Here is a 25,681-nt window from a genome sequence, read left to right as displayed (position 1 = left end):
TGCGAATACCTCGTAGAGCGCTCGTACCCGGTCCATTGGAGGTTTGCCACCCGGGCCAGGTAGCCTGCTGGCCAGTTCCGACGGCAGGAGACTCCGCGCTTTGTCGCGCTGGACGTACCTGAGCAGTAGTTCCGGCTCCGTCATCCGCCATCCCGGCCAAGTCACCACTCGCGCGCCCCCACCACTCCGACGACGTCTTGGCACCGCACTTGATCGAAATCTGGTACCCCCACAGCGTCCACTAGCACGTCGTACGCGCCTGGTGGTAGGCCTGGTATATCCGCTAGCCAGCCGCCGTGAACCTGACGGGCGTTGGTGCGCCACCTACCCGGGCCGCCGTCCAGTGGACGTAATCGGACCCATACGGCGTCGGCATAGCGAGCGCCAAGCAGCCGTACGCCGATAGTCACCGATTCGCCTTCTTGATAAGTGTCGGCCAGGTCGAGGCCGAGCCATGGCTGCTCCGGGACGTCACCCCGCACCGAATGGAACGAGCCGGCGGCATATTCGACCAGCAATTCGGTGATCGCCGAAGTAGAAGCCATCGGCAGATGCCGTTCCGGGACGGCGATCCGCGCCCGCGGATCGTCGAGATCGTTCGGAATCGCGCAAAAAGCTGGTACCGTGCCGTCGCCGAGCCAGTCTGGGTTAGGCATCCACTCTACGGGCTCTTCCGTGACCGAAAGCCGGTCGCCCGTAATTGCCCCGCGCTGAGCTGTGCCGTGTCCGCGGGAATAGATTGCGCTCAGCAAGGGGCGCTGATCTAGTTCCGCCCAAGCAGCGTCGATATCTTGGTGCATCAAGTGCGAATTCTTGGCACGATTAACAAAGCCTGGGAAATATTCATTGAGGTCATGTGGATAACGTGCGCGTGTCCCAGCCACGGCCGGGTAACGTGGCAGCAAGTCGTACACCGAAGGCCAATCACGCAGGAGGTTTGTCAATGCATCGAATCGCTTCGGACCCAGGCGGACACCGTTCACAAGCCAGTTCAGTGCTTTCGGGGCGCCGCCATGCGGTGTGCCGACTGTAATCAATCCGGCGCAGTCGTCTGCGCCCCCCAGTGGGCCGAGCCAGTAACGGGCCACCAGTCCACCCATGGAATGCCCAATTACGATCACTCGTCGGCGCCGACCATCGGAGGTCAGGTCACGCAGCCGGCTGTCGATTACGTTGCGCAAATGCTCGGCGGCCGCGACGATACCCCGCCTAAAGTCGTAAGGAACGGTAAGAACGTCCGGAATCGTTGCCGTGCTGCCTGGCGTTGCGACTTCGACAACTGCGCCGGGGAATGCTCTGATGATCCGGGCGAGGAGGCGGTCGTAGCCGGGGACTCGCCACACTGGCGGCACAACGGATATAGTCGGGAGAAGATCAACCGCGGCCAGGGAAGGGTGCTCGGCGAGGTTCAGTCGGTCCGGACGCAGCAGGGCGCCGGCGATGCCCCCGAGCTTCGGCCCCCAGACCCGCTCACCTCGCGCGTCGGTGAGCACGCTCCCGCCGATGCCCGGGACGATCACCACTAGATGTCGCAGTCGGTCCACGCGCCCTCCTTGCATCAGAATCTGCCCTGACGTCGTCGGAGTCGGCAGTAGCTCTGTTACACTACGCCAGCATCACCGTCCGTGAGATCGCGTCTGATGGATCAAGCGAGTAGTGGTCAAGCGGGACCTCTTGATTCCCTTCGATCATCAACGGTTCAGTCGAACTTGGCTCCGATTTCGGCGTTCTTCAACCTATCTATGGTCGGAAATCGATGACGGACTACTGATTCAAGTTGCCAAGTGTGTCTGGGGTAGATTGTCGTGGGTGAGCCAGGGTGCCACCTGACGTCCGATGTCGAACGCAGCGTGGTCCCACTCGTCCTACTGGCGAACCCTTTGCCCCCCGGCGTGGGTCCCGAGGCCGAACGGCACTCGGCCGCAACCACTGGCCGGGTCAGCGGCGCCAGAAGTCGTGCGGGGTGCGGCCCGGCCGGAAGCCGCACGCCTCGCCCAGGGCTGCTGCCTCCTTGAAGCCGTGGCCGACCAGGGCCGGCTCGTGGGCGTCGCTGCCGAAGGCCACCGCCTCGCCGCCCACCTCGAACCACCACCGCACCACCTCGCCCGGCAGCGGGACCTTCGTGTTCACTTCCAGCGCCCGGCCGCTCGCCTGCAACGCCCGCAGCACCGTCCGGAACTCCTCTTCGAACTCGCCCACCTCGAACGGCGGGCCCTCGGCCGGCCACGACCGCAGGGCGTAATCGATGTGGGCCAGCACCGCGAAGTCCGCCGTCGACTCGGCCAGGCCCAGTACTTCCCCGAGGTATGCGCGCAGCAGCTCGCCCGGCGGGCAGTCCGCGACCACGGTCAGCTCGTGGTGGTGCTCGCCGTCGGGCAGCGAATGCACCGAGCCGAGCACGCGGTCGAAGTCGTGAGCCGCCAGGAGGGCGTCGGCGCGCCGGCGGTGCCAGTGCGGCTCGCTGAGCTCCACTCCGGACAGGATCCGCAGGCCGGGGAACCGCGATCGGCACTCCTCGACGCACGCCAGGTAGCCGGGGACGTCGAACTCGGGTGGCTCGAGGACACCGTCCGGGCGCAGGCGGACCCGGAAGTGGTCCGGCAGGAGGGGACGGATCGGTTCCGGCATCAGCCACGGCGTCAGGTCCGCGTGCTCGGTGAAGGCCACTGACGGCAGGCCCAGCTCGAGCGCTCGCTCGCACGAGCCGAGCATCGACCCGGTGATCGTGTCCCAGGACCATTCGGTGTGGACGTGTCCGTCCGTCGGGAGGCTCACCAGGGCGATTGTGCCGTAGCGTCTGACCCATGGCGTCCAAGGCTGTGGAGCTCGAGGTCGGGCCGCACACCGTGCGGATCTCCAACCCGGACCGGGTCTACTTCCCGGCCCGCGGGGAGACCAAGCTCGACCTGGTCAACTACTACCTCTCGGTGGGCGACGGGATCGTCAACGCGCTGCGGGAACGTCCCTGCATGTTGCACCGGTTCCCGTCCGGGGTCGCGGGGGAGAAGGTGCATCAGAAGCGGGTGCCGAACGGGGCGCCGCCTTGGCTGGAGACCGTCCGGGTGACCTTTCCGCGGTACAACCGGCACGCCGATGAGCTGTGCGTGACCGAGCTGGCGCATGTTGCGTGGGCGGTGCAGATGTCTACTGTGGAGTTTCATCCGTGGAACTCGCGGCGGGGCGATACCGAGAAGCCTGATGAGTGGCGGATCGATCTCGATCCGATGCCTGATTGTGGTTATGAGCGGGTTCGGCGGGTTGCGCATGTCGCTCATGAGGTGCTTGATGAGCTTGGTGCGGTCGGGTGGCCGAAGACTTCCGGTGGGCGCGGGTTGCACATTTATGTTCGGATTGAGCCGCGGTGGGGGTTTGCCGATGTTCGGCGGGCGGCGCTGGCGTTTGCGCGGGAGGTTGAGCGGCGGGCTCCGGATGATGTCACCACTACCTGGTGGCGGAAGGATCGGGATCCTCGGATGTTGTTTGTCGATTACAACCAGAATGCTCGGGATCATACGATTGCCAGTGCTTACTCGGTTCGGGGGAATCCTGAGGGGACGGTTTCGACGCCGATCCGGTGGGCTGAAATCGACGACGTCGAGCCGGGGGATTTCACTATTGCTACCGTTCCGGGGCGGTTTCGGGAGGTGGGTGATCTGCATGCCGGGATCGATGATGCGGTTTTTTCGCTTGAACCGTTGCTTGAGTGGGCTGATCGGGATGGGGTTGAGGCTCCTGATCCGGAGTGAGGTTGTTATCGCAACCCCGAAGCCTGATTGTGACTACGGCCGGCGGCATCTTGTCAAGGCGGGAAAGCATGCCTTGACAAGATGCCGCCGGCCGTGTTCTGGCTTCGTATCGGGGTTGCGGGGGGTCTGGGTTTCTTCTGGGGTTGGGTTCTGCTTTTTGTCGCCGGTTTGGGGGGTTAGGGCAGGCGTTCGATGATTGTTGCGTTGGCCAGGCCGCCTGCTTCGCACATCGTCTGGAGGCCGTAGCGGCCGTTTGTTTGCTCCAGGACCGATAGCAGTGTTGTGGCCAGGCGGGCTCCGCTGGCGCCCAGGGGGTGGCCCAGGGCCGTTGCTCCTCCGTTGATGTTCACCTTGGCCGGATTTGCGCCCAGCTCTTGCTGCCAGGCCAGCACCACGCTGGTGAATGCCTCGTTCACCTCGAACGCGTCGATGTCCGACACCTCCAACCCCGCGCGGGCCAGGACGTTGCGGGTGGCCGGGATGATTCCCGTCAGCATGAGCAGGGGGTCGTCGCCGGTGACCGCGAAACTGTGGATGCGGGCTCGGGGCTTCAGGCCCAGTTCCTTTGCCTTTTCGGTGCTGGTGATCAGGAGCGCGGCCGCTCCGTCGTTGATCGGGGAGGCGTTGCCCGCCGTGATGTGCCAGCCCAGGTTCGGGAACCGTTCTTCCCAGGCGTCGGTGCGGAAGGCCGGCTTCAGGCCGGCGAGGATCTCCGGTGTGGTGCCGGGCCGGACCGTCTCGTCCGTGGTGACGTCGACCAGGGCGCCGTCGGGGCCGGGGGCCTTGAGCGGCGCTACTTCGCCGGTGAACTTGCCGTCCGCCCACGCCTTCGCGGCGCGCTGGTGGCTTTCCGCGGCGAACTCGTCCAGCTGGGCCCGGGTGAAGCCCCACTTCGCGGCGATGAGTTCCGCGCTGATGCCCTGCGGTACCAAGCCCTCCGGGTAGCGCGCGGCGACCTGCGGGCCGAACGGGTCGCGGCCCGCCGCCTGGCTGCCCATCGGGACCCGGCTCATCGACTCGACGCCCGAGGCGATCACGATGTCGTACGCGCCGGCGATGACGCCCTGGGCGGCGAAGTGGATTGCCTGCTGGCTGCTGCCGCACTGGCGGTCCACCGTCACCGCCGGGACCGATTCCGGCAGCCCGGCGGCCAGCGCCGCCCAGCGGGCCGTGTTCATGCTCTGCTCGCCGATCTGGCCGACCGCGCCGCTGATCACGTCGTCGATCCGGGCCGGGTCGAGGCCGGTGCGCTCGACCAGGGAACGCAGGGCGTGGGCGTGCAGGTCCACTGGGTGCACCCCGGCGAGGGTGCCGTTCGGCTTGCCCTTGCCGATCGGGGTTCGTACCGCGTCGACGATCACCGCGTCCGTCATGGCGTCTGCCTCCTCGCAGATCGGGGTTTCTTCGGGTATACGCCGGGTGAGTTGGATTCCACAACTCAGCTGTTCGGCACGTCACAGCGCATTGACGTGCTAGGTTGGATTTTCAATCCCGTGGAGGTGGCATGGTCCGGCGTGGTCGCGAGTGCTCGGTCGCCGAGGCTTTGGAGGTCGTCGGCGAGCGGTGGAGCCTGCTCGCGCTGCGCGAGATCATGCTGGGGGAGCGGCGGTTCAACCAGATCGCCGAGAACACCGGGGCCAGCCGGGACATCCTGGCCGCGCGGCTGCGCAAGCTCGTCGACGCCGGCGTCCTCGAGAAGGTCCAGTACGAGAGCCACCCGCCGCGGCACGAGTACCACCCGACCGAAGCCGGTCGTGCCCTGCAGCCGATCCTGCTCGGCCTGATGGCCTGGGGTGACCAGTACGTCCACCAGGGTGAACCGCCCACGCTGTGGCGCCACGCCTGTGGCGAGGTGCTGGTTCCGGCCACCGTCTGCGCGCACTGTGGCGACCCGGTGAACGCCCCCGGCACCCACGCGATCCGCCTGGGTGCCGTGCACTGACCCCGGCCCGCAAAGGCCTCCTCGCATCGTCGCGAGGAGGCCTTCTTCGTGCGTGACCGTTGACTTGAGACGCGCGTCACTGTAACTCTTGAACGAATCAGTGCAAGAAGCTGACAGTTCGCCGATAAATCGAGGCAGCCGTCAGGAAGATCCCGGTTTCGCTCCCTCCCCTCCCCGGATCAGAGGAACCGCATGAGAACGAAGCGAGTGTTGTCACCCGCGGCCGCCTTCGCCGCGTTGTCCCTGCTCCTGGCCACGCCCGCCGCCCCGGTGAGCGCCGCCCCCGCCTCCGCGGCCGCCGTCCAGGCCGCGTCCGCGACCTACACCGCCAGCAGCCAGCTCGCCGGCTACCCCGTCTCGAACGTCGGCGACGGCAACCAGGCCACCTACTGGGAGAGCACCAGCAACCAGTTCCCGCAGTGGGTCCAAGCCGACCTCGGCGCCCCGACGGACGTCGCGCGGCTCGTGCTCAAGCTCCCGGCCGCGAACTGGGGCGCCCGCACCGAGACCTTCAGCGTGCAGGGCAGCACCGACGGGACCAGCTTCACCGACCTGAAGCCGTCGGCCGGGTACGTGTTCGACCCGGCGAACGCCAACACGGTCACCGTGAACGTCACCGGCAAGCCGCGGTACGTCCGGCTCAACGTCACCGCCAACACCGGCTGGCCCGCCGCCCAGCTGTCGGAATTCGAGGTGCACGGCCCGGCCGGCGGCGACACGCAGCCGCCGTCGGCGCCCGGCAACCTCGCCTACACCCAGCCCGCTGGTGGCCAGATCCGGCTCACCTGGTCGGCTTCGACCGACAACACCGGTGTCGCGGGCTACGACGTCTACGCGAACAGCCAGCTCCGCGGCAGCGTCGCCGGGAACGTCCTGACCTACACCGACACCCAGCCCGACAGTGCCACCGTTTCGTACTTCGTCCGCGCGAAGGACGCTGCGGGCAACCAGTCCGCCGCCAGCAACACGGTGACCCGCACCGGCACCCAAGCGGGGACGAACCTGGCGCTGGGCAAGCCGATCACGGCGTCCTCCACGGAATGGACCTACGTCGCGGGCAACGCCAACGACGACTCCCTGGCCACCTACTGGGAGGGCGGCGGCGGAACCTACCCGAACCTGCTGACCGTCGCGCTCGGCGCGAACGCCGACCTGAACCAGGTCGTGGTCAAGCTCAACCCCGACCCCGCGTGGGGCCCGCGGACCCAGACGATCGCCGTCGAAGGCCGCGAACAGAGCGCCTCCGCGTTCACCACCCTCGCCGCCGCGCAGACCTACAGCTTCAGCCCGGCGACCGGCAACACCGTGACGATCCCGCTCGGCGGCCGCGCCGCCGACGTCCGCCTGCGCGTCACCGCCAACTCCGGCGCGGGCGGCGGGCAGGCCGCGGAGTTCCAGGTCTTCGGCGTCCCCGCGCCCAACCCCGACCTGACCATCTCCGGCGTGTCCTGGTCGCCGCAGAACCCGGTGGAGACCGACGCGATCACCGCGTCGGCGACCGTCCGCAACGCCGGGACGGCCGCCTCCGGCGCGACGAACGTCAACCTCTACCTGGGGACGGCCAAGGTCGGCACGGCGAACGTCGGCGCCCTCGCGGCCGGCGCGTCGGCGACCGTCTCGGCGAACATCGGCACCCGGGACGCGGGCAGCTACCAGCTCACGGCCAAGGTCGACGAGGCCAACGCCGTCATCGAGCAGAACGAGGCCAACAACTCCTACACCGGCGCGACGACGCTGGTCGTCAGCCCGGTGCAGAGCTCCGACCTCGTCGCGGCGACGGCGTGGTCGCCGGGCAACCCCTCCGCCGGCAACACCGTCACGTTCACCACGACCCTGCGCAACCAGGGCACCGTGGCGAGCGCGGGCGGCGCGCACGGCGTCACGGTGACGATCACCGACCAGAACGGGACCGTCGTCAAGACGCTGACCGGCAGCTACACCGGGACCATCGCCGCCGGGGCCACCGCGGCGCCGATCACCGTCGGCACCTGGACCGCGGCCAACGGCCGGTACACCGTCAAGACAGTGGTCGCGAACGACGCCAACGAGCTGCCCGTCAAACAGGCCAACAACACCAGCACCCAGTCGCTGTTCGCCGGCCGGGGCGCCAACATGCCCTACGACATGTACGAGGCCGAAGACGGAGTTCTCGCAGGCGGTGCGGCCGTGGTCGGGCCGAACCGGACCATCGGCGACCTCGCCGGCGAGGCGTCGGGCCGGAAGGCCGTGACGCTGAACTCGACCGGCTCGTCGGTCGAGTTCACCACCCGCGCGGCGACCAACACCCTGGTCACGCGGTTCTCCATCCCGGACAGCGCGGGCGGCGGCGGCATCAACGCGACGCTGAACGTCTACGTCGACGGCACCTTCCTCAAGGCCATCGACCTGACCTCGCACTACGCGTGGCTCTACGGCGCCGAAACCGGCCCGGGCAACTCCCCGGGCGCCGGGCCACGGCACATCTACGACGAGGCGAGCACGCTGCTCGGCACCACCGTGCCCGCCGGGCACCGGATCAAGCTGCAGAAAGACGCGGCGAACACGACGAACTACGCGATCGACTTCGTCAACTTCGAGCAGGCCGCCGCGGCCGGCAACCCCGATCCGGCGCACCTCGCGGTGCCCGCCGGGTTCACCCAGCAGGACGTGCAGAACGCGCTCGACAAGGTCCGGCAGGACACCACCCTCACCGGCGTCTACCTGCCGGCCGGGGACTACTCGCTGTCGAGCAAGCTGAACGTCTACGGCAAGGCCGTCACGGTCACCGGCGCCGGGCCGTGGTTCACGAAGTTCTCCGCGCCTGCCGGCCAGGAGAACACCGACATCGGCATCGACGTCCAGTCCAGCGCGAACGGCTCGACGTTCAGCGGGTTCGCCGTGTTCGGCAACTACACCTCCCGGATCGACGGCCCCGGCAAGGTGTTCAACCTGACGAACGTCGCGAACCTGACGATCGACAACATCTGGGTCGAGCACCAGGTGGTCATGGTCTGGGGCACGAACGTGGACAACACCACGATCAAGAACTCCCGGATCCGCGACACCTTCGCCGACGGCGTCAACCTGACGAACGGGAGCACCGGCAACCACGTCACCAACAACGAGGCCCGGTCCACCGGTGACGACAGCTTCGCGCTGTTCGCCGCCACCGACATCAACCAGGGCAACCAGTACGACAACGTGTTCGAGAACCTGACCGCGCTCACCCCGTGGCGCGCGGCCGGGCTGGCGGTCTACGGCGGGTACAGCAACACCTTCCGCAACCTCTACATCGCGGACACGCTGACGTACTCGGCGATCACGATCAGCTCGCTCGACTTCGGCTACCCGTTCCTCGGGTTCGGGCCGCAGCCGACGACGGTCCAGAACGCCTCGCTGGTCCGGGACGGCGGCCACTTCTGGGGCCAGCAGACGTTCCCGGCGATCTGGTTGTTCTCCGCGTCCAAGGAGTTCCGCGGCATCCGTGTGTCCGATGTGGACATCCAGAGCCCGACCTACAGCGGCATCATGTTCCAGACCAAGTACGACGGCACCACGCCGGAGCACCCGGTCGAGGACACCGTGCTGGCAAACGTGTCGATCACCGGCGCCCACCGCAGCGGGGACGCCTTCGACGCGAAGTCCGGGATCGGCATCTGGGTCAACGAGCTGCCGGAACCGGACCAGGGCCCGGCCGTCGGCTCGGCGACCTTCACCGGGCTCACGCTGAGCGACAACGCCGAGGACATCCGCAACCGCACCACCACGTTCACCATCAACCGAAGCTGACACACGGCCGCGCGGGCCCGCCGGGAAAGCGTTCCCGGCGGGCCCGCCCCGTGCCAGGATGGCGCTGGAGGTGGTCGGCGTGCGGATCCTGGTCACGGGCGGGACCGGTCGGCTCGGCTCGGCGGTCGTGACGCGGCTGCGGGCGGCGGGGGAGGAGGTCCGCGTGCTCAGCCGGCGCCCTGGCCCGGACGTCGTCCGCGGCGACCTGCGGACCGGCCGCGGCATCGACAGCGCGGTGGCCGGGACCGACGTGGTCGTCCACTGCGCCACCGACTACTTCGGGCGCGAAGCGGCGCTCGCCCGCACCCTGGTCGAGGCGGCGCGCTGGGCCGGTGGTCCGCACCTGGTCTACGTCTCGATCGTCGGTGTCGACCGCGTGCCGCTCGGCTACTACCGGGCCAAACGCGAAACCGAGGAGATCGTCGCCGCCTCGGGGCTGCCGGCCACGATCCAGCGCGCCACCCAGTTCCACGGCCTGGTCCGCGGCCTGCTGGCGGGGGCGTCCCGGCTGCCCGTGGTGCCGGTACCGCGGATCTCGTTCCAGCCGGTGGACGTGCGGGACGTGGCGAGGCGGCTCGCGGACCTCGCCCTGGCCGAGCCGGCGGGCCGCGCGCCGGACTTCGGCGGCCCGGAAATCCTGACGGCGGCGGAGCTGGCGGAGGCGGTCGGCGAGGTGAGCGGCCGGCGCCGCCGGATCGTGCCGCTGACCGTGCCCGGGGAGACGTTCCGGGCCTACGCGGGCGGCGGTCACCTGGTCCCCGGCCACCGCGACGGCGAGATCACCTTCCGGCAGTACCTGGCCGAGCAAGCCGCTCACGAGGCATCGGTCCATCGCGACGATTCTTGACCACCCGACCGGATAGGTCATATGTTTGGCGGGCTTCACGGCCGTTTCCGCCCTCGCCGAACGGATGACCCATGCCGGAACTGCCTCTGCCGCCGTCGCGGCGGTCCTTCCTCAAGCTCGGTGGCGCGGTCGGTGCCGGGGTGGCACTGGGTGGGCTCCATCCTTTTGCCGCCAATGCTGAAGTGGTGCGCCCGGCGCGGGAGGACCTGGTCCCCGAAGGGCAGGCCACCACGCTGTGGTACCCGTCGCCCGCGCGCGAGGACAAAATCATCGAGCAGGGTCTGCCGATCGGCAATGGTCGGATCGGTGCCCTCGTCGGCGGTGACCCGGCCGCCGACTTCCTCTACCTGGCCGACGCCTCGCTGTGGACCGGCGGCCCGAACGACGTCCTCCAGGACGACGGCCAGTTCCCCTACGACACCGAGAAGTTCGGCACGCTCGGCCTGCTCGCGAAGCTGCGGATCGCCGTCCCCGCCCACGCCGGCGTGACGGACTACCGCCGCACGCTCGACCTGAACAACGGCCTGGTCGTGATCACCTACCGGCACCAGGGCGTGCAGTACCGCCGGGAGTACTTCGCGAGCCACCCCGACGACGTCGTGGTGGTCCGGCTCAGCGGCGGACCCGTCACCGGGACGGTGTCGCTGGAGCCGACCCGCGGCGAACCGGCGGCCGGCGCGGGCGCGTTCACCGGCGCGTTCGCCAACGGCCTGAAGTACGCGTGCACCGTGGCCGGCGGGCTCACCTTCAGCGGCAGCGAGGTCGTCGTCGTGTTCAGTGGCGGCACCAACTACGTGCCCGACGCGGCGCGCAAGTTCCTCGACGCCTCCCTCGATCCACTGGCGCTCGCGAAGCGGAAGGCGGCCGCGGCCCTGGCCGCCGGTGGCCGTGCCCTGCGGGCCACGCACGTCGCCGACTACCGGCGGCTGTACGACCGGATGAGCGTGGACCTCGGCCAGTCGCCGCCGGCGAAGCGGGCACTGGACACCTGGTCGCGGCTGGTCGCCCGGCACGACGACCCGGCCACGGCCGATCCGGAGCTGGAGGCGAGCTACCTGCAGTTCGGCCGGTACCTCACCATCACCGGCTCGCGCGACGGCCTGCCGATGGGGCTGCAGGGCCTGTGGCAGAACACCAACACGCCGGACTGGATGAGCGACTACCACACCGACATCAACGTCCAGATGAACTACTGGCTGGCCGGCCGCGCGGCGCTGCCCGGGAGCTTCACTGCCCTGGCCGACTACTGCCTCGCGCAGCTTCCCGTGTGGACGGACAGCACGAAACGGCTGTTCGGCGACCCGCGCAACCGGTTCCGGAACACCAGCGGGAAGGTCGCCGGCTGGGCGGTCGCGTTCTCCACCAACATCTACGGCGGCTCCGGCTGGTGGTGGCATCCCGGCGGCAACGCCTGGCTGTGCAACTCGCTGTGGGACCACTACGCCTTCACCCAGGACAAGGCCTACCTCGCGCGGATCTACCCGCTGCTGAAGGGGGCGTGCGAGTTCTGGGCGGCGCGGCTGGTCCCGATGACCGTCGACGGCCGCGAGGTGCTCGTCGACGACCACGACTGGTCGCCCGAGCACGGCCCGCAGGACACGCGCGGGATCACCTACGCGCAGGAGATCGTCTGGGACCTGTTCGAGCACTACCGCGAGGCGGTCGCGGTCCTCGGCCGCGACCGCGCGTACGGCGACCGGATCGGCGGCCTGCAGAAACGCCTCTACCTGCCGAAGGTGAGCCCGAAGACCGGCTGGCTCGAGGAGTGGATGTCGCCGGACAACCTCGGCGAAACCACGCACCGGCACCTGTCCCCGCTGATCGGCTTCTTCCCCGGCGACCGCATCGCCGCCGACACGGCGCCACGCGAGCTGCTCGACGGCGTGCGGGCGCTGCTGATCGCGCGCGGGATGGACAGCTACGGCTGGGCGACGGCGTGGCGGTCGGCGTGCTGGGCCCGGCTGAAGGACGCCGACCGCGCGTACCGGCTGCTGCTCACCGTGCTGCGGCCGTCGATGGCCAACGGCAACGGCACCGCGCCGAACTTCTTCGACATGTACAGCCAGGGCAGCTACACGATCTTCCAGATCGATGCGAACCTCGGCGCCCCCACCGCGATGGTGGAGATGCTCCTCTACTCCCGGCCGGGGGTCGTGGAACTGCTGCCGGCCTTGCCTGCGGCGTGGGCGGCCGCGGGCCGGGTGACCGGCATCGGGGTCCGGGGCGGGTTCGAGGCGGACGTCGAATGGCGTGCCGGGAAAGTCACCCGGGCGGTACTCCGCAGCGTCGGCGGGACGCGCACCGAGGTGCGGGCGGGCACCTGGCGGCGCACGGTCACCCTGCGGCCCGGCGAGTCGGTCACGGTCCGGCCAAGTTGAGACAGGACCTCCGGAAATCGGTGTAGTGTTCAACTACTTTCTTCGGACCGGAGGTGAGGCGTGAACGTCGTCCTGTGGATCGCGGCGGGGCTGCTCGCGGTGCTGTACCTGTTCGCCGGGGGCATGAAGCTCGCGACCCCGCGGGAGAAGCTGCTGGAAAACCCGAACATGGGCTGGGCAGCGGACTTCTCCGAAGCGGCGGTGAAGGCCATCGGCGCGGTCGAGATCCTCGGCGCACTCGGGCTGATCCTGCCGCGCGCCCTGGACATCGCTCCGGTGCTGACGCCGCTGGCCGCCACCGGCCTCGCGGTCGTGCAGGCCGGGGCGATCGTCGTGCACGCGCGGCGCAAGGAGACGAAGGCCCTGCCGATGAACGTCGTGCTGCTCCTGCTCGCGGTGTTCGTGGCGGTGGGCCGCTTCGCCGGCTGACGTCCCGGCGGTCGCGGACCGCCGCGGTCTTCGCGAAGATCGTGGCGGACCTGACCGACCGGGAGGAGAGCGCACGATGATCCGCTGGGCGACGTTCGACTGCTTCGGCACGCTGGTGGACTGGCGGCACGGCATCGCCACCGGGATCGAGCTGCTCTTCCCCGGCCGGGGCGCCGAGCTGCTGGAGGTCTACAACCGGTTCGAGCCACAGGTGCAGGCGGAAACGCCGGTGCGGCGCTACCGGGAGGTGCTGGCCGAAGCCCTGCGCCGGACCGCGGCCGAAGCCGGGCTGGAGCTGGGCCCCGACGACGCGTCGGTGCTCGGGACCGGGCTGCCGTACTGGCCGGTCTTCCCGGACACCCGGGCCGCGCTCGCCGGGTTGCGGGAGGCGGGCTGGCGGCTCGCCCTGCTGACCAACTGCGACCGCGACCTCATCGGCGAGACCCAGCGGCGGCTCGCGGTGCCCGTCGACGCGATCGTGACCGCGGAGGACGCCGGCGAGTACAAGCCCGGCCACAGCCCCTTCCGGCGGTTCGCCGCCTCCTTCGAGGCGACCGCCGGGAACTGGGTGCACGTCGCCCAGAGCCACTTCCACGACATGGTGCCGGCCCGGGCGCTGGGCATCCCGCGCGTGTGGATCAACCGCCACGACGACCCGCACGACCCGGCGGTGGCCGACGCGGTGCTGCCCGGGCTGGCCGGCCTGCTCCCGGTCGTCGAGCGGGTCCACGCCGCGGCCCGCTGACCGCCGTCACGCCTGCCGCACCCGCATCCGGAACAGCGCGGCCCACCACGGTTTCGCGGGACGCCGCTCCCGCGCGGCCCGCACTACCGGCGCCGGGCGCGGCCCGGCCCGGTAGGCCAGCTCGACCTGCACCCAGTCGTGAATCCAGTCGCCTCGCATGGCGGCTCCTTCCTTCTCCTGGGACCCACGATCGTCCTGAGGTTCCGGCGCCCGCATCAGGTGATCACGCACTCCGCGGCCGGCGGAGCCCTTACCCCCCGGCGGTTCGTTATCGTGGCCGGGTGGCGGCGACGACGTTCCTGTTCGTGCCCGGCGACCGGCCGGACCGCTTCGGCAAGGCCGTGACCAGCGGCGCCGACGTCGTGATCCTCGACCTGGAAGACGCCGTCGCACCGGCGGCCAAGGACTCCGCCCGGGCCTCGGTCGGCGAGTGGCTGGAGAGCCGTCGCGCGATGGTCCGGATCAACGCGCCGGGCACCCCGTGGTTCGACGCCGACGCCGGCCTGGTGGCGGCGCGGGGTGTCCCGGTGGTCGTGCCGAAGGCCGAGACGCCCGGCGTGCTCGCCGGGTTCCGCGAGGTGGTGGCCCTCGTCGAGACGGCGGCCGGGGTGGAACGCGCCGCCGAGCTGGCCGCGGTGCCGTCGGTGACCCGGCTGGCGTTCGGCAGCGTCGACCTCGCGGCGGAACTCGGGGTCGCACCGGAAGACCGCGAGCCGTTCGCCTACGCGCGCTCGCGCCTGGTGATCGCCTCGGCGGCGGCCGGGCTCGCCCCGCCGGTGGACGGCGTCACGACGAACGTGGGTGCGGACGCCGAGCTCGAAGCCGACGTCCGGTACGCGCGCCGCCTCGGCTTCGGCGGCAAGCTCTGCATCCACCCGCGGCAGGTGCCCGTGGTACGCGCGGCGTTCGCCCCGACGGAGGCCGAACGCGAGTGGGCCCGGCGCGTGCTGGCGGCGGCGGGGGATTCGGTGTCCCTTGTGGACGGCCGGCTGGTGGACAAGCCGGTGCTCGCCCGCGCCCGCCGCATCCTCGGCGGGTGATGCGCACCTGCGCTACACGGCACCCTGACGCCGCAACGCCTCCGCGTCGAAGCCGAACTCCGCCAGGACCGCGTCCGTGTGCTCGCCCAGTGCCGGCACCGGGTCCATCCGCGGCGCCCGGCCGGCGACCGTGATCGGCGGCAGCGTCGCCCGTACCGGCCCGCCCGGCGTCGGTACCTCGGCGAACCGGTCGCGCGCGGTGAGCTGCGGGTGCGCCAGGACGTCCGGGAGCTCCCGGCGGCGGGCGTGGGCGATCCGGCCCGCCTTGAGCCGCTCTTCCAGTTCGGTGCCGGTCAGCGTGGCGAAGACCGCGTCGATCTCGCGTTCCAGCGCGGCCCGGTTCGCCACCCGGGCACTCCCGGTGGCGAAGCGCTCGTCGCCGGCCCAGTCCGGGCGGGCGACGGCGTGCTCGCAGAACGCCGCCCACTCGCGGTCGTTCTGCACCGCCAGCACCAGTTCGGTGCCGTCGCCCGCGGCGAAGGTGCCGTACGGCGCGATCGCCGCGTGGCTGGTGCCGGTGCGCGGCGGCGGCGTTCCGCCGTAACCGGCGTAGTAGAGCGGAAAACCCATCCACTCGACCAGCGAGTCGAACAGGCTCACCTCCAGCTCGGTGCCGTGCCCGGTGCGCTCGCGGTCGTAGAGCGCGGAAAGGATGCCGGAGAAGGCGTACATGCCCGCGCCGATGTCCGCGGCGGGGATACCGCTCTTGGCCGGCTCGGCCGCCGACCCGGTCACCGAAACCAGCCCGGCCTCCGACTGGATGAGCAGGTCGTACGCCTTCGCGTCGCGGTACGGCCCGCTCGAACCGTAACCCGACACCGAGCACGTGATCAGCCGCGGGCGGGTGGCGCGCAGGGTCGCGGCACCGAGCCCGAGCCGGTCCGCGACACCGGGGGCGAAGTTCTGCACGAACACGTCGGCGCGGTCCAGCAGCGCGGCCATCACGCCGGGCGCGGCGTCGCTCTTGAGGTCGAGCGTGACGCTCTCCTTGGACCGGTTGAGCCACACGAAGTGGCTGGAGAGGCCGTGCACGGTTTCGTCGTAGGCGCGGGCGAAATCGCCGCTGCCCGGCCGCTCGATCTTGAGCACCCGGGCACCGAGGTCGGCCAGGTGCCGGGTGGCCAGTGGCGCCGCGACGGCCTGTTCGCACGACACGACGGTGACGCCGTCGAGGGGCAGGGAAGGCATGGCCGCATCCTGCCACCCGGGTCGCGCGACCCGGTAAGACCGGGCCGGATCCGCGGGAGTTTCGGGCAAAACCGTTGACGCTCCCCGGGCGCGCTTGCACTCTGAATCGATCAGCTGACTCCCGCGACCGGCGAGCGAGGTCCCCGATGGGCAGGGTGCGGCAGGCCGACATCGCCCGCGTGGCCGGGGTTTCGCAGGCGACGGTGTCGGTGGTGCTGGGCGGCAACCGCACCGGGGTCCGGCTGGCCGAGTCGACGCGGCTGCGGGTGCTGGAGACCGCGCGGCGCCTCGGTTACGCCGATCCGCTCGTCAAACGGCCCGTGTGCCACGACCTGTTCGGCATCTGCGCCGCCGGCCCGGCGTTCGAGGCGCACCAGCCGGTCCTGGCCGGTGTCGAAGCGGAGGCGGCCGCGCTCGGCAAGGACCTCATCATGTTCACCGGCCCGGTCCGCCGCACCCGCCTCGCCGACGGCTGCCTGTTCCTCGGTGACCCCGTCCCCGGGGACCTGCTCGCCACCGGGTTCCCGGTCGTCCACATCGGACGCTGCACGGACGGCCGCGTTCCCTTCGTCGATGTGGACCACGCCGCGGCCTCGGCGGAGGTGCTGGCCCGGCTGGCGCGGGCGGGACACCGGCGGGTCCGCTACCTGCGCAGGCCGGACGACACGGCGGCGGCCCGCGAACGCGAACGCGGCGTCCGCACCGGGACGGCCCTGGTGGTCCGCACCGACGGCACCGACCTCGACGCGGCGGTGGTCCGCGCCTGGCTCGGCGACGGCGTGACAGCGCTGGTGGTCGAGGAGGCGCTGTTCGCCGCGACCCGGCGGGCGCTGGCCACGGCCGGGGCGGCGGTCCCCGGCGAGGTCTCGCTGGCGGTGCTGGGCCGCCCGCCGGACGGGACGGCGGGCCCGGAGGTCAGCGGCTTCGAGGTGCCACGGCGGGCCGTCGGCCGCGCGGCGGTGCGGCTGCTGGCGTCCGTCGTGGACACGGGGGCAGGCGAGCGGCGGCTGCTCACCTGCCCGCCGGTGCCGGGGGAGACGATCGCGCCGGTGGCCTGACCGTGGGCCGTCGTAGCCGGCGAGCTTTCCCGGGGCTACCGGGTGATGCCGGTGTGGCCCAGCGAGTACCGGCCCGGTTGCGGCCACACGCAGAGGCCGTGGGGCTCGTTCCCGGCGGGGATCTTCGCCAGCACGGAACCATCCTTTGTGGACAGCACGTACACCACCCGGTCGTAGCGCCCGGACAGCCAGAGCTGCGTGCCGTCGGCGGTCACGTTGCCCATGTCCGGGCTGCCGCCGCCCGGGATGTGCCACACCGTCACCGGCGCGCCCGAATACGCGTCGAGCACGCTGACGCTCCCTTCGTGGCGGTTGGTCACATACAGCTGCTTCGCATCCCGCGACAAGTAGAGCCCGTGTGCGCCCCGGCCGGTCGGGATGAAGCGGAGCACCTTCGTCGCCGCGCCGTCGAGGACCCAGAGGCCGTTCGCGTCCGAGTCCGCGACGTAGTACACCGAGCCGTCCGGGGCGAGCTTGATGTCCTGCGGGCCCATGTGGGTGTTGCGGTGCGGCATGTCGATCATCCGCAGCAGGTGGTGGGAAGCCACGTCGACCACCGCGACCCGGCCCGCGAACTCGCACGTGAAGACCGCCGTGCGGCCGTCGGGGGAGAAGTCCGCGTGGTCGATGCCCGCGCAGTCCGGGACCGGGGTCTCGTCGTGCGCCTGCCACGTGCGCGGGTCGTACCAGACCAGCTTGCGCAGCCGCTCCGCCACCGAGATCGCGTATCGCCCGTCCGGGGTGAAGTACATGTTGTAGGGGTCCACGACCGGGAACGGCTTGCCCGGCAGCCCGGTCTTCGGGTCGAAGGGCAGCACGTGGTCACCGCGGTCGTCGGTCGCGTACAGCGTGCGCAGGTCCCACGACGGCACCACGTGCTGCAGCTCCTTGCCCGCCGGGTACTTCGCGACGACGCGGAAGGTCGCCGGGTCGATCACCCAGACGTCTCCCGAGCCGCTGTGCGGCACGTAGACCAGCGGCTTGTCGCCGGCGACCGCGGGCGAGAGCATCCCCGCGCCCGCCGCGGCGTCGACGTCGTGCGGGTCGGGGACGGCGGGCATGCCGGGCAACGGGTTCCCCGCCGGCGCCGGCGGGGTCGGCAGGTGGGGCACGGACGTGCCGGGGCCGCCGCCCATGTCCGGCATGCCCGGCATGGGCGAACCGGTGTCCGATGAACAGCCGGCGGCAAGAGCGGCACTGAGGACGGTGCTGAGGACCACGGCGGTCAGCCGGACGCGCATCCGCTACGCCAGCAGTTCCGACGCGGTGACCGGGGTGAGACCGCGGTCCGCCAAAGCGGTCAGGATGCCGGGGAGCGCGGCCACCGTGCCCGGGTGCCCGAGGTGCATGCTGACCACGCTGCCCGCGCGGGCCTTCGCCACCGCGGCGCGGATGGCGGCCGGCCCGGGGTCCTTCCAGTCCAGGGAGTCGACGTCGTAGGACAGCACCCGCGCGTACCCCGCTTTGCCCGCTTCGGTGAGTTCCGCTGGTGTGGCGTGCTGACCTTGCGACTGCCGGAAGAAGGCGCCCGGCGAACCGGTCAGTTCGGCCAGTTTGTCCCGGCACCGCTGGATTTCCGCGTACATCGGCTCCGCGGCGTAGCCCGAGAGCGCGGGGTGGCTCCAGGTGTGGTTGCCCAGCTCGTGGCCGCCGTCGCGGACCATCCGGGCCGCGTCTGGGTGCTCGGCGAGCCAGGTGCCCACCGCCAGCACGGTGATCCGCGCGCCGTGCTGGTGCACGACGTCCAGCACCTGGCGGGTGACCTGGAGATCGCCCGCGCCGTGGAAGGTCAGCGCGACCTGCGGCCGTCCCGAGGAGGAGCGAGCGACCTCGGTGGCCGGTCCCTGCGGCTGCGGGGACGGGGACGGGGACGGCGGGGGTGCGCTCGGCGACGGCGGCGCCATCCCGGTCGTCGGACCGGCCGGAGCCGGCGGTTGCCCTGGTGCCGAGCACGCTGTCAGCGCGGCGGCGCCCAGCGCCACCCCGAACAGGCGGCGCCGGGTGAGCGGGTCGTGCACTGAACCTCCCACGGACGGACGACGTCGCACCCTGCCGCAACCGCGCTGTGAGGACGCTGAGAGACCTCCGGAGCCCCGCGCCGCCGGGGATTCCGCGCTCCCACGAACGAGGCAACAACTGCGCGGTCGCAGGCCCGCGGTACTCACCTGATGGTGTTACGAGCTGGAAAACCGGCCGGGGACCACAGTAATTTCTGCTCGCGCGCGGCGCGAAACGCTGCCGTGATCGTTTTTTCGCAATCCGAGGAGTCTCCCGCATGTTGAAGAAGGCTTTTGCCATGACCGCCGCCCTGGGCGCCGGCGCGTTCCTCGCCGGTGGCGTCGCCGCCGCCGACACCCCGGACGGGTTCGGGTACCACCACGGCGACTCCGTCAGCCAGTTCAGCCTGCTCAACCTGAACGACACCGACGCGCTGCACAACGTCGAGGCCACGGTCGGGTTCTGCGACAACGACGTGAACGTGCTGGGCGTCCAGGTGCCGTTGCACGACGTCGCCAACGGCATCGACGTGCCGATCCTCTCGGGCAGCAGCGCCGCCGAGGGCGAGAGCCCCGACAACTGCGCCGCCACCAGCCAGGCCGACGGCGGCACCGGCCAGGGCCACTGAGCCACCGCGGGACGCGGCCGGGACCGGCACGGTCCCGGCCGCGAATCGGAGGTCCGGCGGAAACGGAATGGGAGTCGGAAACAGAGTGACCGTCACCGAAGAGATCACCACGCTGCTGCACCGCAACTTCGGCGTCGAACCGGAGGAGACGCGTTCCGGGGCCTCGCTGCACGAACTGGGGATGGATTCCCTTGCCCTGGAGGAACTGCGCGTCCTGCTCGAGGAACGCCTCGGCATCGACCTCGAAGACGTCCGGCTGACCTCCCGGGAGACGGTCGCGCAGCTGGCGACGGCCGTCGACGAGAAGACCGCGCGGTGACCGCGGCCGTGACGGGCTTGGGCCTGGTCACCGCGGCGGGCGTCGGCGCCGGCCCCGCGTGGCGGGGCGTGACCCGGCCCGGGCCCGCGCCGGGAGTCCGCCACCGCCCGGAACTCGAGGGGCTGTCCTGCGACTTCATGTACACCGTCGACGACCTCGACCCCGAACGCGAACTCGGCGTGCCGGCCCTGCGGATGATGGACCGGTTCTCCCAGTTCGCCGTGATCGCGGCCCGGGAAGCGGTGGCGGACGCCGGGCTCGACCCGTCGGGGTGGGACGGGGACCGGGTCGCGGTCGTCATCGGTTCCGCGCACGGCGGCCTCCCGTTCTATGACCAGCAGAGCACCGTCCTGGCGGAGAAGGGCGCCCGGCGGGTCTCGCCGAAACTCGCGCCGATGACCACCGTGAACAGCGCCGCCAGCAGCGTGTGCATGGACCTCGGCGCCCGCGGACCGAGCCTGAGCGTGTCCACCGCGTGTTCCTCGGGCACCGTCGCGATCGGGACCGCGCTGCAGCTGCTGCGCGCCGGGGCGTGCGACGTCGTCATCGCCGGCGGCGCCGAATCCGTGTGCTCGCGGTTGCTGATCGCCAGTGCCTGCCAGATGCGGGCGGTGTCCACCCGCCGGGACGACCCGTCGACCGCGTGCCGCCCGTTCGACGCCGGCCGCGACGGTTTCGTGGTGGGGGAGGGTGCCGGGCTCGTCGTCCTGGAGCGGCCCGGGCACGCCGCGGCGCGCGGCGCGCGGATCCGGGCGGGCATCGCGGGTTACGGCGCGTCCAGCGACGCGTACGCGGCCGTGGCGCCGGACCCCGAAGGCACGGGGATCGAGCGGGCGCTGCGGACCGCGCTGGCCGACGCCGGCGTGGCGCCGGCCGACGTGGGGCACGTCAACGCCCACGGCACGTCCACCGTGGTGAACGACCTCATCGAGGCCACCGTGCTGCACCGGGTGCTCGGCGACCGGCCGCTGGTGACCTCGACCAAGGCGATGACCGGGCACGCGCTCGGCGCGGCCGGCGGCATCGAGACGGCGCTCACCGTGCTGGCCCTCGAACGGCAGCTGGTGCCGCCCACGGCCAACTTCCGGACCCGGGACATCCGGATCCCGGTCGACGTGGTCGCCAAGGAAGCCCGCCCGGCCGCGTTCGACTGCGCGGTCAAGACGTCGATGGGCTTCGGCGGCCACAACGCCGCCCTCGTCCTCACGAAGAACTGCTGAACCAGGAGATCATGCCCGAGGAAGAAATCCGTCCGCTGACGCTCGGCGGAACGCGGTTCAGCTACCGGGTCCTCCGGCAGCCCGATCCGCGGACGGAACCGGTGGTCGTGCTCGGCGGCGGATTCCAGGGCAGCCGGGGCTGGCCGCACATGGAGGACCGGATCACCCCGCTGGCGGACTTCGTCACGGCGGACCTGCCCGGCGTCGGCGAGTCCGATTGCCTGCCGCCCGGGGCCGGGACGGAGTTCGCGGGCGCCGCGGTCGACCGGATCCTCGACGACCTCGCCGCCCCGCGGGTCAACCTCTTCGGCTACTCCTACGGCGCCGAACTGGCCTTCGGCTGCGCCCAGCGCAACCCGCACCGGATCGCGCGGCTGATGCTCGGCGGCGTGGTCTCGCACACGAGCGCCGCCCAGCGGGAGTCGCTGCAGCTGGCGGCCGGCCACCTCGAGCGGGGCGATGCCGAGAGCTTCGCGGCGGTGGCCGCGCGGATGCAGCTGTGCCTGGACGACGACCGCCACATTCCCCGGCGTGCCCTGGTGTACCGCTACGTCAAGCGCTCGATGCTCGACGTCGCCGTCCATGTGCCGGACGTGCTGGACTACCTGCAGCGGTCGCTGATCAGCAGCCCGTCGTTCGATGGCGGCCTGTCCGGGGTGCCGGCCCTGGTGTTCACCGGCGAGCACGACTCCATCACCTCCCCGGACCGGCAGCGCGCCTTCGCGGCCACGATCCGGGGCAGCCGGTTCGCCGCCATCAGGGATTCCGACCACTGGGTGGTCCTGGAACGCGCCGCCGACGTCGCCGACCTGGCCGTCCGCTTCTTCACCGGCCGGTCTTGGGACGCTGCTCCTTACGTGGTGCCTGCTCCGCGGTGAGCCCCTCCGCCGTGAGGGTGAGGTGCCGGGTCAGTTCCGCCGCCGCGGCGTCCGCGTCACGGGCCAGCGCGGCCGCCTCGAGCCGGCGGTGCTCGGCGTCGTGGTCCCGGCCGGGGCCGTGGTGCGCCGACCAGCGGCGAGCCAGTTCACTCGCCGCCCACAGCCGGTCGAACGTCTCCAGCAGCACCGGGTTCCCGCAGCCGGCCAGCAGCGTGCGGTGGAACACCCGGTGCGCTTCGGACCAGACTTCGCTGTAGTACTCGCCTTCTTCGGGGACGAACGCACGCGTGCGGGCCAGCCGGTGGTGGGCGGCCCGCACGTCGGCCTCCCAGCCGACGTCGCCGCGTTCGACGGACAGGCGCAGCACCGCCGGTTCGACGGTCCGGCGCGCTTCCGCGATCTCCTGCCACCGCCGATGGGAGAGGGCCGGGACGGCGAAGCCGCGGTTGGGCAACCGGTCGGCGAGTCCTTCGCCGACCACGCGCACCAGCGCCTCGCGCACCACAGCCAGGCTGACGCCCTGCTCCTGGGCGAGGGTCTGCGGTTTCAGGGCGTCGCCGGGGGCGTAGTCACCGCGCATGATCGCGGCCCGGATCCGGGCGTGAACCTGCTCGGAGAGCATGAGCGGCCCGGACGCGTCGGCCGGGGGTGTTGTGCGAGTCACGGGATCAGTATAGATGATCGTGGCGATAATCGATTATCGACGCTATCGTCGATCAGGCGGCGGCTCCCTGCCCCGCAGCACGACCCGAGAGGAACGCCTTGAGCGTCAACGATCCCTTCGCCCGCTTGCCCGAAGCGGCGCCCTTTACCGTCACCAGCACCAGCGTCACCGACGGCGGCACCCTGCCGCCCGCGCAGCTTTCCGGGCAGGACCGGTCCCCGCAGCTGTCGTGGAGCGGAGCTCCGCAGGGCACCAAGAGCTACGCCGTCACCGTCTACGACCCCGACGCCCCCACCGGTTCCGGGTTCTGGCACTGGGCGGTCGCCGACATCCCCGCCACGGTCACCGAACTCCCGGAAGGCGCCGGCGACGACACCGGCTCGGGCCTGCCGGCGGGCGCGGTCCAGCTGCCCAACGACGCCCGGGTGACCCGCTTCCTCGGCGCCGCGCCGCCGCCCGGCCACGGCGTGCACCGCTACTTCGTCGTGGTGCACGCCCTCGACGTCGAATCCGTCGGCGTCCCCGCCGACGCCACCCCGGCCCTGCTCGGCTTCACCATGGCGTCCCACACGCTCGGCCGCGCGGTCCTCACCGCGACGGCGGAAACACCGGCCCGCGAACGCATCGAGGTCTCCCGGCTGATCCCCGCCCCCGCGGGCGCCGTCTTCGCGGTGCTGACCGACCCGGAGGGCCACGTCGACATCGACGCGTCGGGCATGCTCATGGCCGCCGAAGGCGACCGCGTCCGGCAGGCCGGGGACCGGTTCCGGGTGCACATGGACCGCGAAGCCCTCGGCGACGTTCCGCTGGGCAAGTACGAGGTCGAGGTGGTGATCACCACGCTGGTCCCGGACGAGGAAATCGCCTGGACGGTGGAAGCCGGCCTCCGGCCGCACGTCCGCCACATCTACGGCTACCGGCTCGAACGGGCCGAGGGCGGCACCCTGGTCACGTCCTACTACGACTGGTCGCAGATCGACGAAGAGTGGAAGCGGCGCAACGTCTTCCCGATCGTTCCCGAGTCCGCACTCAAGGCCACGCTGGGGATACTCGAACGCGTGGTACGCCGTCGCGGCCATTAAACGTCTCTTTCGGGTCAGTTTTCGGATTGCTGTGCGCGGGGTCTTTGCCGACACTCGGGGAATGGAGAACACGGTTTCCGAACCCGAGACGCTGCCCGAATCCGACGTCCGGTTCCCGATCGTCCTGCGCGGTTACGATCGCCGTCAGGTGGACGAGTACGTGCGGGTGGCGGAGAAGCGCATCGACCGGCACGAGAAGGCGCGGCGGGTCGCGGAGCGCCGGCTGGCCAAAGCCCAGGTGCCCGCGCCCCGCGCCGCGGAACCGGACGACGCGGCCGGGCTGGGCCGGCGGATCGAAAAGATCCTCCAGGTCGCCAAGGCCGAAGCGGCGGAGATCAGGGAACAGGCCCGCAAGGAGGGCGACGAGCTGCGGGCGGCCGCGGAGAAGGCGGCCGCCGAGGCGGAGGCGGCCCGCGCGGAGACCGAACTGGCGGCCCGGCGGGACGCAGAGCAGATCATCGCCCGCGCGGAGGAGGAAGCCGCCGCGGTCCGGGCGGCCCACCAGGCGGTGCTGGACCGGCTGGGCCAGATCGTGGGCGTCGTGGAAGAGGTCCGGGACCGGTTCGGCGGCGAGGCCGAGGGGGAGAGCACGGGCGAACCGGAGGAGGCCGTGCCTTCCCTCGCCTGACCGGACCCGGGCCGGTTCCACGACCGCGCGCGGTCAGGTCGAACTGCGGATGAACGCCTCGTACTCCGCCGACTCGGTGGCCAGCTCCGGGTGAGCCTGCCAGTACAGGCTGCCGTGGATCCGGAGCATGGCCCAGTGCCACGACGTGTCGTGGAAGACGAGGGTCCGGTAGCGGTTGCCCGGAGGCTCGTACCGGTAGAACTCCCGGGCTTCGGCCAAGGCTTCCTCTCGGGACCAGGCACCGTGGTGTTCAAGAACCCAGGCGTACCCTCGCCGCTCGAGTTCCAGGTATTCGACGTATTCCGCCTCTTCTTCGTCGAGCCACTTCACCCGGCCAGGCTAGGTCAGGGCAGGGCTGGCACGATCTCCCGCCACTCGGCCAGTTCGCGACGGAGCTCCTCGTCCTCGACCTGCGCCGACAGGTCGAGCGCGGGAACCACCAGGTTGCGGACCCGGCGCAGCTTCCGCAGCACGGGGACGTCCTCGGCGCGCAACGACCACCGCGACGCGGCGACCTCGGCCGGCGAGCTCCCGACGAGGGCGAGACAGTTGCGGGCGACCCGGTCCGGGCGCAGCCGGTCCGGACGGTCGGCGGCGGGCAGGGCCAGGCACAGCCGGGCTTCCCGGGTCGCCACCTCGCGGTCGTCCAGGCCGCCGGTCCCGAGTGCGGCCGCCAAGGCCGCCACGGCCAGCTCCGCCCACGCCCGCCGCTCCGCCTCGGGGGTCCCGGGTCCGGTCGCCTGCAAGGTGACGTGCTCGATCACGCCGAGCCACCAGTTCGCCCCGGCGTCGGGGGGCCGCAGGGACAGCAGTCCGGCCCGCCGGTCCGCCGCGTCCGCGAACCTCAGCGCATCGAGTCCGTCGGCTGCCACCGACCGGGCTCCTCCCCCACGTGTCGGACACACCGTAGCGGCCGAACGCGTCTACGTGCGCCAACCCGTGGAAGTAGTGCCCGCTGTGGTTGTCGATCTCGAGACCGAAGTAGCCGGCGTCGGAGCTGCCCGCGACGTTCGCCTGACCGGCCGCGAGGACGCGGCTGCCGTCCGCGATGGCGGCGCGATCACGGAACGGCAGCCCCCGTTGCCGTTCATCCGGCGGAGCCGGGCCGGGGACGGTCCCACCA

25 protein-coding genes are annotated in these 25,681 nt (G+C 71.1%); 15 read left to right on the top strand and 10 right to left on the bottom strand.

Annotated features, from left to right (window positions below; translation table 11 throughout):
- Positions 1-161: 161 nt before the first annotated feature.
- Positions 162-1,544 (bottom strand): hypothetical protein, encoded by a 1,383-nt coding sequence (locus AB0J55_RS17420; RefSeq protein WP_364248917.1) that lies wholly within the window; start codon positions 1,542-1,544, stop codon positions 162-164.
- 394 nt (positions 1,545-1,938) lie between these two features.
- Positions 1,939-2,775: a PHP domain-containing protein gene (locus tag AB0J55_RS17415; RefSeq protein WP_364248915.1), complete on the bottom strand. Its 837-nt coding sequence runs from the start codon at positions 2,773-2,775 to the stop codon at positions 1,939-1,941.
- 29 nt (positions 2,776-2,804) lie between these two features.
- Between AB0J55_RS17415 and ligD the strand changes: the two genes are divergently transcribed.
- Entirely contained in the window at positions 2,805-3,746 is a 942-nt protein-coding gene (ligD, locus tag AB0J55_RS17410) for a non-homologous end-joining DNA ligase (RefSeq protein ID WP_364248913.1), read from the top strand.
- A gap of 176 nt (positions 3,747-3,922) precedes the next feature.
- Here the strand turns inward: ligD and AB0J55_RS17405 are convergent, their stop codons facing one another.
- Positions 3,923-5,119, bottom strand: a complete 1,197-nt coding sequence (locus AB0J55_RS17405; protein ID WP_364248911.1) for a thiolase family protein — start codon at positions 5,117-5,119, stop codon at positions 3,923-3,925.
- A gap of 131 nt (positions 5,120-5,250) precedes the next feature.
- Here AB0J55_RS17405 and AB0J55_RS17400 point away from each other — a divergent pair, with 131 nt between their 5' ends.
- The 6 genes from AB0J55_RS17400 (at position 5,251) to AB0J55_RS17375 (ending at position 13,855) form a co-directional block, all read left to right on the top strand.
- On the top strand, positions 5,251-5,688 hold the full coding sequence (locus AB0J55_RS17400) for a helix-turn-helix domain-containing protein (protein WP_364248909.1): 438 nt from the start codon (positions 5,251-5,253) through the stop codon (positions 5,686-5,688).
- Positions 5,689-5,880: 192 nt separating this feature from the next.
- The gene (locus AB0J55_RS17395) at positions 5,881-9,456 is read left to right on the top strand and encodes a discoidin domain-containing protein (protein WP_364248907.1); all 3,576 of its coding nucleotides are present in this window, start codon (positions 5,881-5,883) and stop codon (positions 9,454-9,456) included.
- Positions 9,457-9,514: 58 nt separating this feature from the next.
- Positions 9,515-10,303 carry an NAD(P)H-binding protein gene (locus AB0J55_RS17390; RefSeq protein ID WP_364248905.1) on the top strand — a complete coding sequence of 263 codons (789 nt, stop codon included), beginning with the start codon at positions 9,515-9,517 and terminating at the stop codon, positions 10,301-10,303.
- A 71-nt stretch (positions 10,304-10,374) separates the two neighbouring features.
- On the top strand, positions 10,375-12,681 hold the full coding sequence (locus tag AB0J55_RS17385) for a glycoside hydrolase N-terminal domain-containing protein (RefSeq protein WP_364248903.1): 2,307 nt from the start codon (positions 10,375-10,377) through the stop codon (positions 12,679-12,681).
- Between the two features lie 60 nt (positions 12,682-12,741).
- The gene (locus AB0J55_RS17380) at positions 12,742-13,110 is read left to right on the top strand and encodes a DoxX family protein (RefSeq protein WP_364248901.1); all 369 of its coding nucleotides are present in this window, start codon (positions 12,742-12,744) and stop codon (positions 13,108-13,110) included.
- A 76-nt stretch (positions 13,111-13,186) separates the two neighbouring features.
- Positions 13,187-13,855, top strand: a complete 669-nt coding sequence (locus AB0J55_RS17375; RefSeq protein ID WP_364248899.1) for an HAD family hydrolase — start codon at positions 13,187-13,189, stop codon at positions 13,853-13,855.
- 6 nt (positions 13,856-13,861) lie between these two features.
- Here AB0J55_RS17375 and AB0J55_RS17370 read toward each other — a convergent pair whose 3' ends face one another.
- Positions 13,862-14,014, bottom strand: a complete 153-nt coding sequence (locus AB0J55_RS17370) for a hypothetical protein (RefSeq protein WP_364248897.1) — start codon at positions 14,012-14,014, stop codon at positions 13,862-13,864.
- 122 nt (positions 14,015-14,136) lie between these two features.
- Between AB0J55_RS17370 and AB0J55_RS17365 the strand changes: the two genes are divergently transcribed.
- Positions 14,137-14,895, top strand: a complete 759-nt coding sequence (locus AB0J55_RS17365) for a CoA ester lyase (protein ID WP_364248895.1) — start codon at positions 14,137-14,139, stop codon at positions 14,893-14,895.
- Positions 14,896-14,907: 12 nt separating this feature from the next.
- Here the strand turns inward: AB0J55_RS17365 and AB0J55_RS17360 are convergent, their stop codons facing one another.
- Positions 14,908-16,083 (bottom strand): CaiB/BaiF CoA-transferase family protein, encoded by a 1,176-nt coding sequence (locus AB0J55_RS17360; protein WP_364248893.1) that lies wholly within the window; start codon positions 16,081-16,083, stop codon positions 14,908-14,910.
- Positions 16,084-16,229: 146 nt separating this feature from the next.
- Between AB0J55_RS17360 and AB0J55_RS17355 the strand changes: the two genes are divergently transcribed.
- Positions 16,230-17,141 carry a LacI family DNA-binding transcriptional regulator gene (locus tag AB0J55_RS17355; protein WP_364248891.1) on the top strand — a complete coding sequence of 304 codons (912 nt, stop codon included), beginning with the start codon at positions 16,230-16,232 and terminating at the stop codon, positions 17,139-17,141.
- A 35-nt stretch (positions 17,142-17,176) separates the two neighbouring features.
- On the opposite strand, the gene AB0J55_RS17350 is transcribed toward AB0J55_RS17355, so the two are convergent.
- Positions 17,177-18,295 (bottom strand): beta-propeller fold lactonase family protein, encoded by a 1,119-nt coding sequence (locus AB0J55_RS17350; protein ID WP_364248889.1) that lies wholly within the window; start codon positions 18,293-18,295, stop codon positions 17,177-17,179.
- A gap of 90 nt (positions 18,296-18,385) precedes the next feature.
- Entirely contained in the window at positions 18,386-19,159 is a 774-nt protein-coding gene (locus AB0J55_RS17345) for a polysaccharide deacetylase family protein (protein ID WP_364248887.1), read from the bottom strand.
- A 257-nt stretch (positions 19,160-19,416) separates the two neighbouring features.
- On the opposite strand from AB0J55_RS17345, the gene AB0J55_RS17340 reads away from it, so the two are divergent.
- From AB0J55_RS17340 to AB0J55_RS17325, 4 genes are all read left to right on the top strand, one after another.
- Positions 19,417-19,767 (top strand): hypothetical protein, encoded by a 351-nt coding sequence (locus AB0J55_RS17340; protein WP_364248885.1) that lies wholly within the window; start codon positions 19,417-19,419, stop codon positions 19,765-19,767.
- 85 nt (positions 19,768-19,852) lie between these two features.
- Positions 19,853-20,086: a phosphopantetheine-binding protein gene (locus tag AB0J55_RS17335; RefSeq protein WP_364248883.1), complete on the top strand. Its 234-nt coding sequence runs from the start codon at positions 19,853-19,855 to the stop codon at positions 20,084-20,086.
- The gene (locus tag AB0J55_RS17330; protein WP_364248881.1) at positions 20,083-21,306 is read left to right on the top strand and encodes a beta-ketoacyl-[acyl-carrier-protein] synthase family protein; all 1,224 of its coding nucleotides are present in this window, start codon (positions 20,083-20,085) and stop codon (positions 21,304-21,306) included. Before AB0J55_RS17335 ends, AB0J55_RS17330 begins: the two co-directional genes overlap by 4 nt.
- Positions 21,307-21,317: 11 nt before the next feature.
- The gene (locus AB0J55_RS17325) at positions 21,318-22,184 is read left to right on the top strand and encodes an alpha/beta fold hydrolase (RefSeq protein ID WP_364248879.1); all 867 of its coding nucleotides are present in this window, start codon (positions 21,318-21,320) and stop codon (positions 22,182-22,184) included.
- On the opposite strand, the gene AB0J55_RS17320 is transcribed toward AB0J55_RS17325, so the two are convergent.
- On the bottom strand, positions 22,132-22,806 hold the full coding sequence (locus tag AB0J55_RS17320; protein WP_364249544.1) for a GntR family transcriptional regulator: 675 nt from the start codon (positions 22,804-22,806) through the stop codon (positions 22,132-22,134). The genes AB0J55_RS17325 and AB0J55_RS17320 overlap by 53 nt on opposite strands.
- Positions 22,807-22,946: 140 nt before the next feature.
- On the opposite strand from AB0J55_RS17320, the gene AB0J55_RS17315 reads away from it, so the two are divergent.
- A complete protein-coding gene (locus AB0J55_RS17315) occupies positions 22,947-23,930 on the top strand; it encodes a YbhB/YbcL family Raf kinase inhibitor-like protein (protein WP_364248877.1) in 984 nt (327 codons plus the stop codon).
- Positions 23,931-23,991: 61 nt separating this feature from the next.
- Positions 23,992-24,558, top strand: a complete 567-nt coding sequence (locus AB0J55_RS17310) for a hypothetical protein (protein ID WP_364248875.1) — start codon at positions 23,992-23,994, stop codon at positions 24,556-24,558.
- 33 nt (positions 24,559-24,591) lie between these two features.
- Here AB0J55_RS17310 and AB0J55_RS17305 read toward each other — a convergent pair whose 3' ends face one another.
- Positions 24,592-24,888, bottom strand: coding sequence for a hypothetical protein (locus AB0J55_RS17305; protein ID WP_364248873.1), 297 nt, complete (start codon positions 24,886-24,888; stop codon positions 24,592-24,594).
- Positions 24,889-24,902: 14 nt separating this feature from the next.
- A complete protein-coding gene (locus tag AB0J55_RS17300) occupies positions 24,903-25,430 on the bottom strand; it encodes a hypothetical protein (RefSeq protein ID WP_364248871.1) in 528 nt (175 codons plus the stop codon).
- Positions 25,431-25,681: the final 251 nt, after the last annotated feature.

This window comes from Amycolatopsis sp. NPDC049688, assembly GCF_040674975.1.
In the GTDB taxonomy this organism is placed as follows: Bacteria; Actinomycetota; Actinomycetes; order Mycobacteriales; family Pseudonocardiaceae; genus Amycolatopsis.
This window is presented reverse-complemented; position numbering and strand designations above follow the sequence as displayed.

Bases quoted from the DNA above. Each gene is read 5' to 3' on its own strand.
- AB0J55_RS17350 (WP_364248889.1), bottom strand. From the start codon at position 18,295: ATGCCGGGCATGCCGGACATGGGCGGCGGCCCCGGCACGTCCGTGCCC.
- AB0J55_RS17405 (WP_364248911.1), bottom strand. From the start codon at position 5,119: ATGACGGACGCGGTGATCGTCGACGCGGTACGAACCCCGATCGGCAAG.
- AB0J55_RS17385 (WP_364248903.1), top strand. From the start codon at position 10,375: ATGCCGGAACTGCCTCTGCCGCCGTCGCGGCGGTCCTTCCTCAAGCTC.
- AB0J55_RS17310 (WP_364248875.1), top strand. From the start codon at position 23,992: ATGGAGAACACGGTTTCCGAACCCGAGACGCTGCCCGAATCCGACGTC.
- AB0J55_RS17370 (WP_364248897.1), bottom strand. From the start codon at position 14,014: ATGCGAGGCGACTGGATTCACGACTGGGTGCAGGTCGAGCTGGCCTAC.
- AB0J55_RS17320 (WP_364249544.1), bottom strand. From the start codon at position 22,806: ATGCTCTCCGAGCAGGTTCACGCCCGGATCCGGGCCGCGATCATGCGC.
- AB0J55_RS17390 (WP_364248905.1), top strand. From the start codon at position 9,515: ATGGCGCTGGAGGTGGTCGGCGTGCGGATCCTGGTCACGGGCGGGACC.
- ligD (WP_364248913.1), top strand. From the start codon at position 2,805: ATGGCGTCCAAGGCTGTGGAGCTCGAGGTCGGGCCGCACACCGTGCGG.
- AB0J55_RS17395 (WP_364248907.1), top strand. From the start codon at position 5,881: ATGAGAACGAAGCGAGTGTTGTCACCCGCGGCCGCCTTCGCCGCGTTG.
- AB0J55_RS17360 (WP_364248893.1), bottom strand. From the start codon at position 16,083: ATGCCTTCCCTGCCCCTCGACGGCGTCACCGTCGTGTCGTGCGAACAG.
- AB0J55_RS17340 (WP_364248885.1), top strand. From the start codon at position 19,417: ATGTTGAAGAAGGCTTTTGCCATGACCGCCGCCCTGGGCGCCGGCGCG.
- AB0J55_RS17400 (WP_364248909.1), top strand. From the start codon at position 5,251: ATGGTCCGGCGTGGTCGCGAGTGCTCGGTCGCCGAGGCTTTGGAGGTC.
- AB0J55_RS17355 (WP_364248891.1), top strand. From the start codon at position 16,230: ATGGGCAGGGTGCGGCAGGCCGACATCGCCCGCGTGGCCGGGGTTTCG.
- AB0J55_RS17325 (WP_364248879.1), top strand. From the start codon at position 21,318: ATGCCCGAGGAAGAAATCCGTCCGCTGACGCTCGGCGGAACGCGGTTC.
- AB0J55_RS17375 (WP_364248899.1), top strand. From the start codon at position 13,187: ATGATCCGCTGGGCGACGTTCGACTGCTTCGGCACGCTGGTGGACTGG.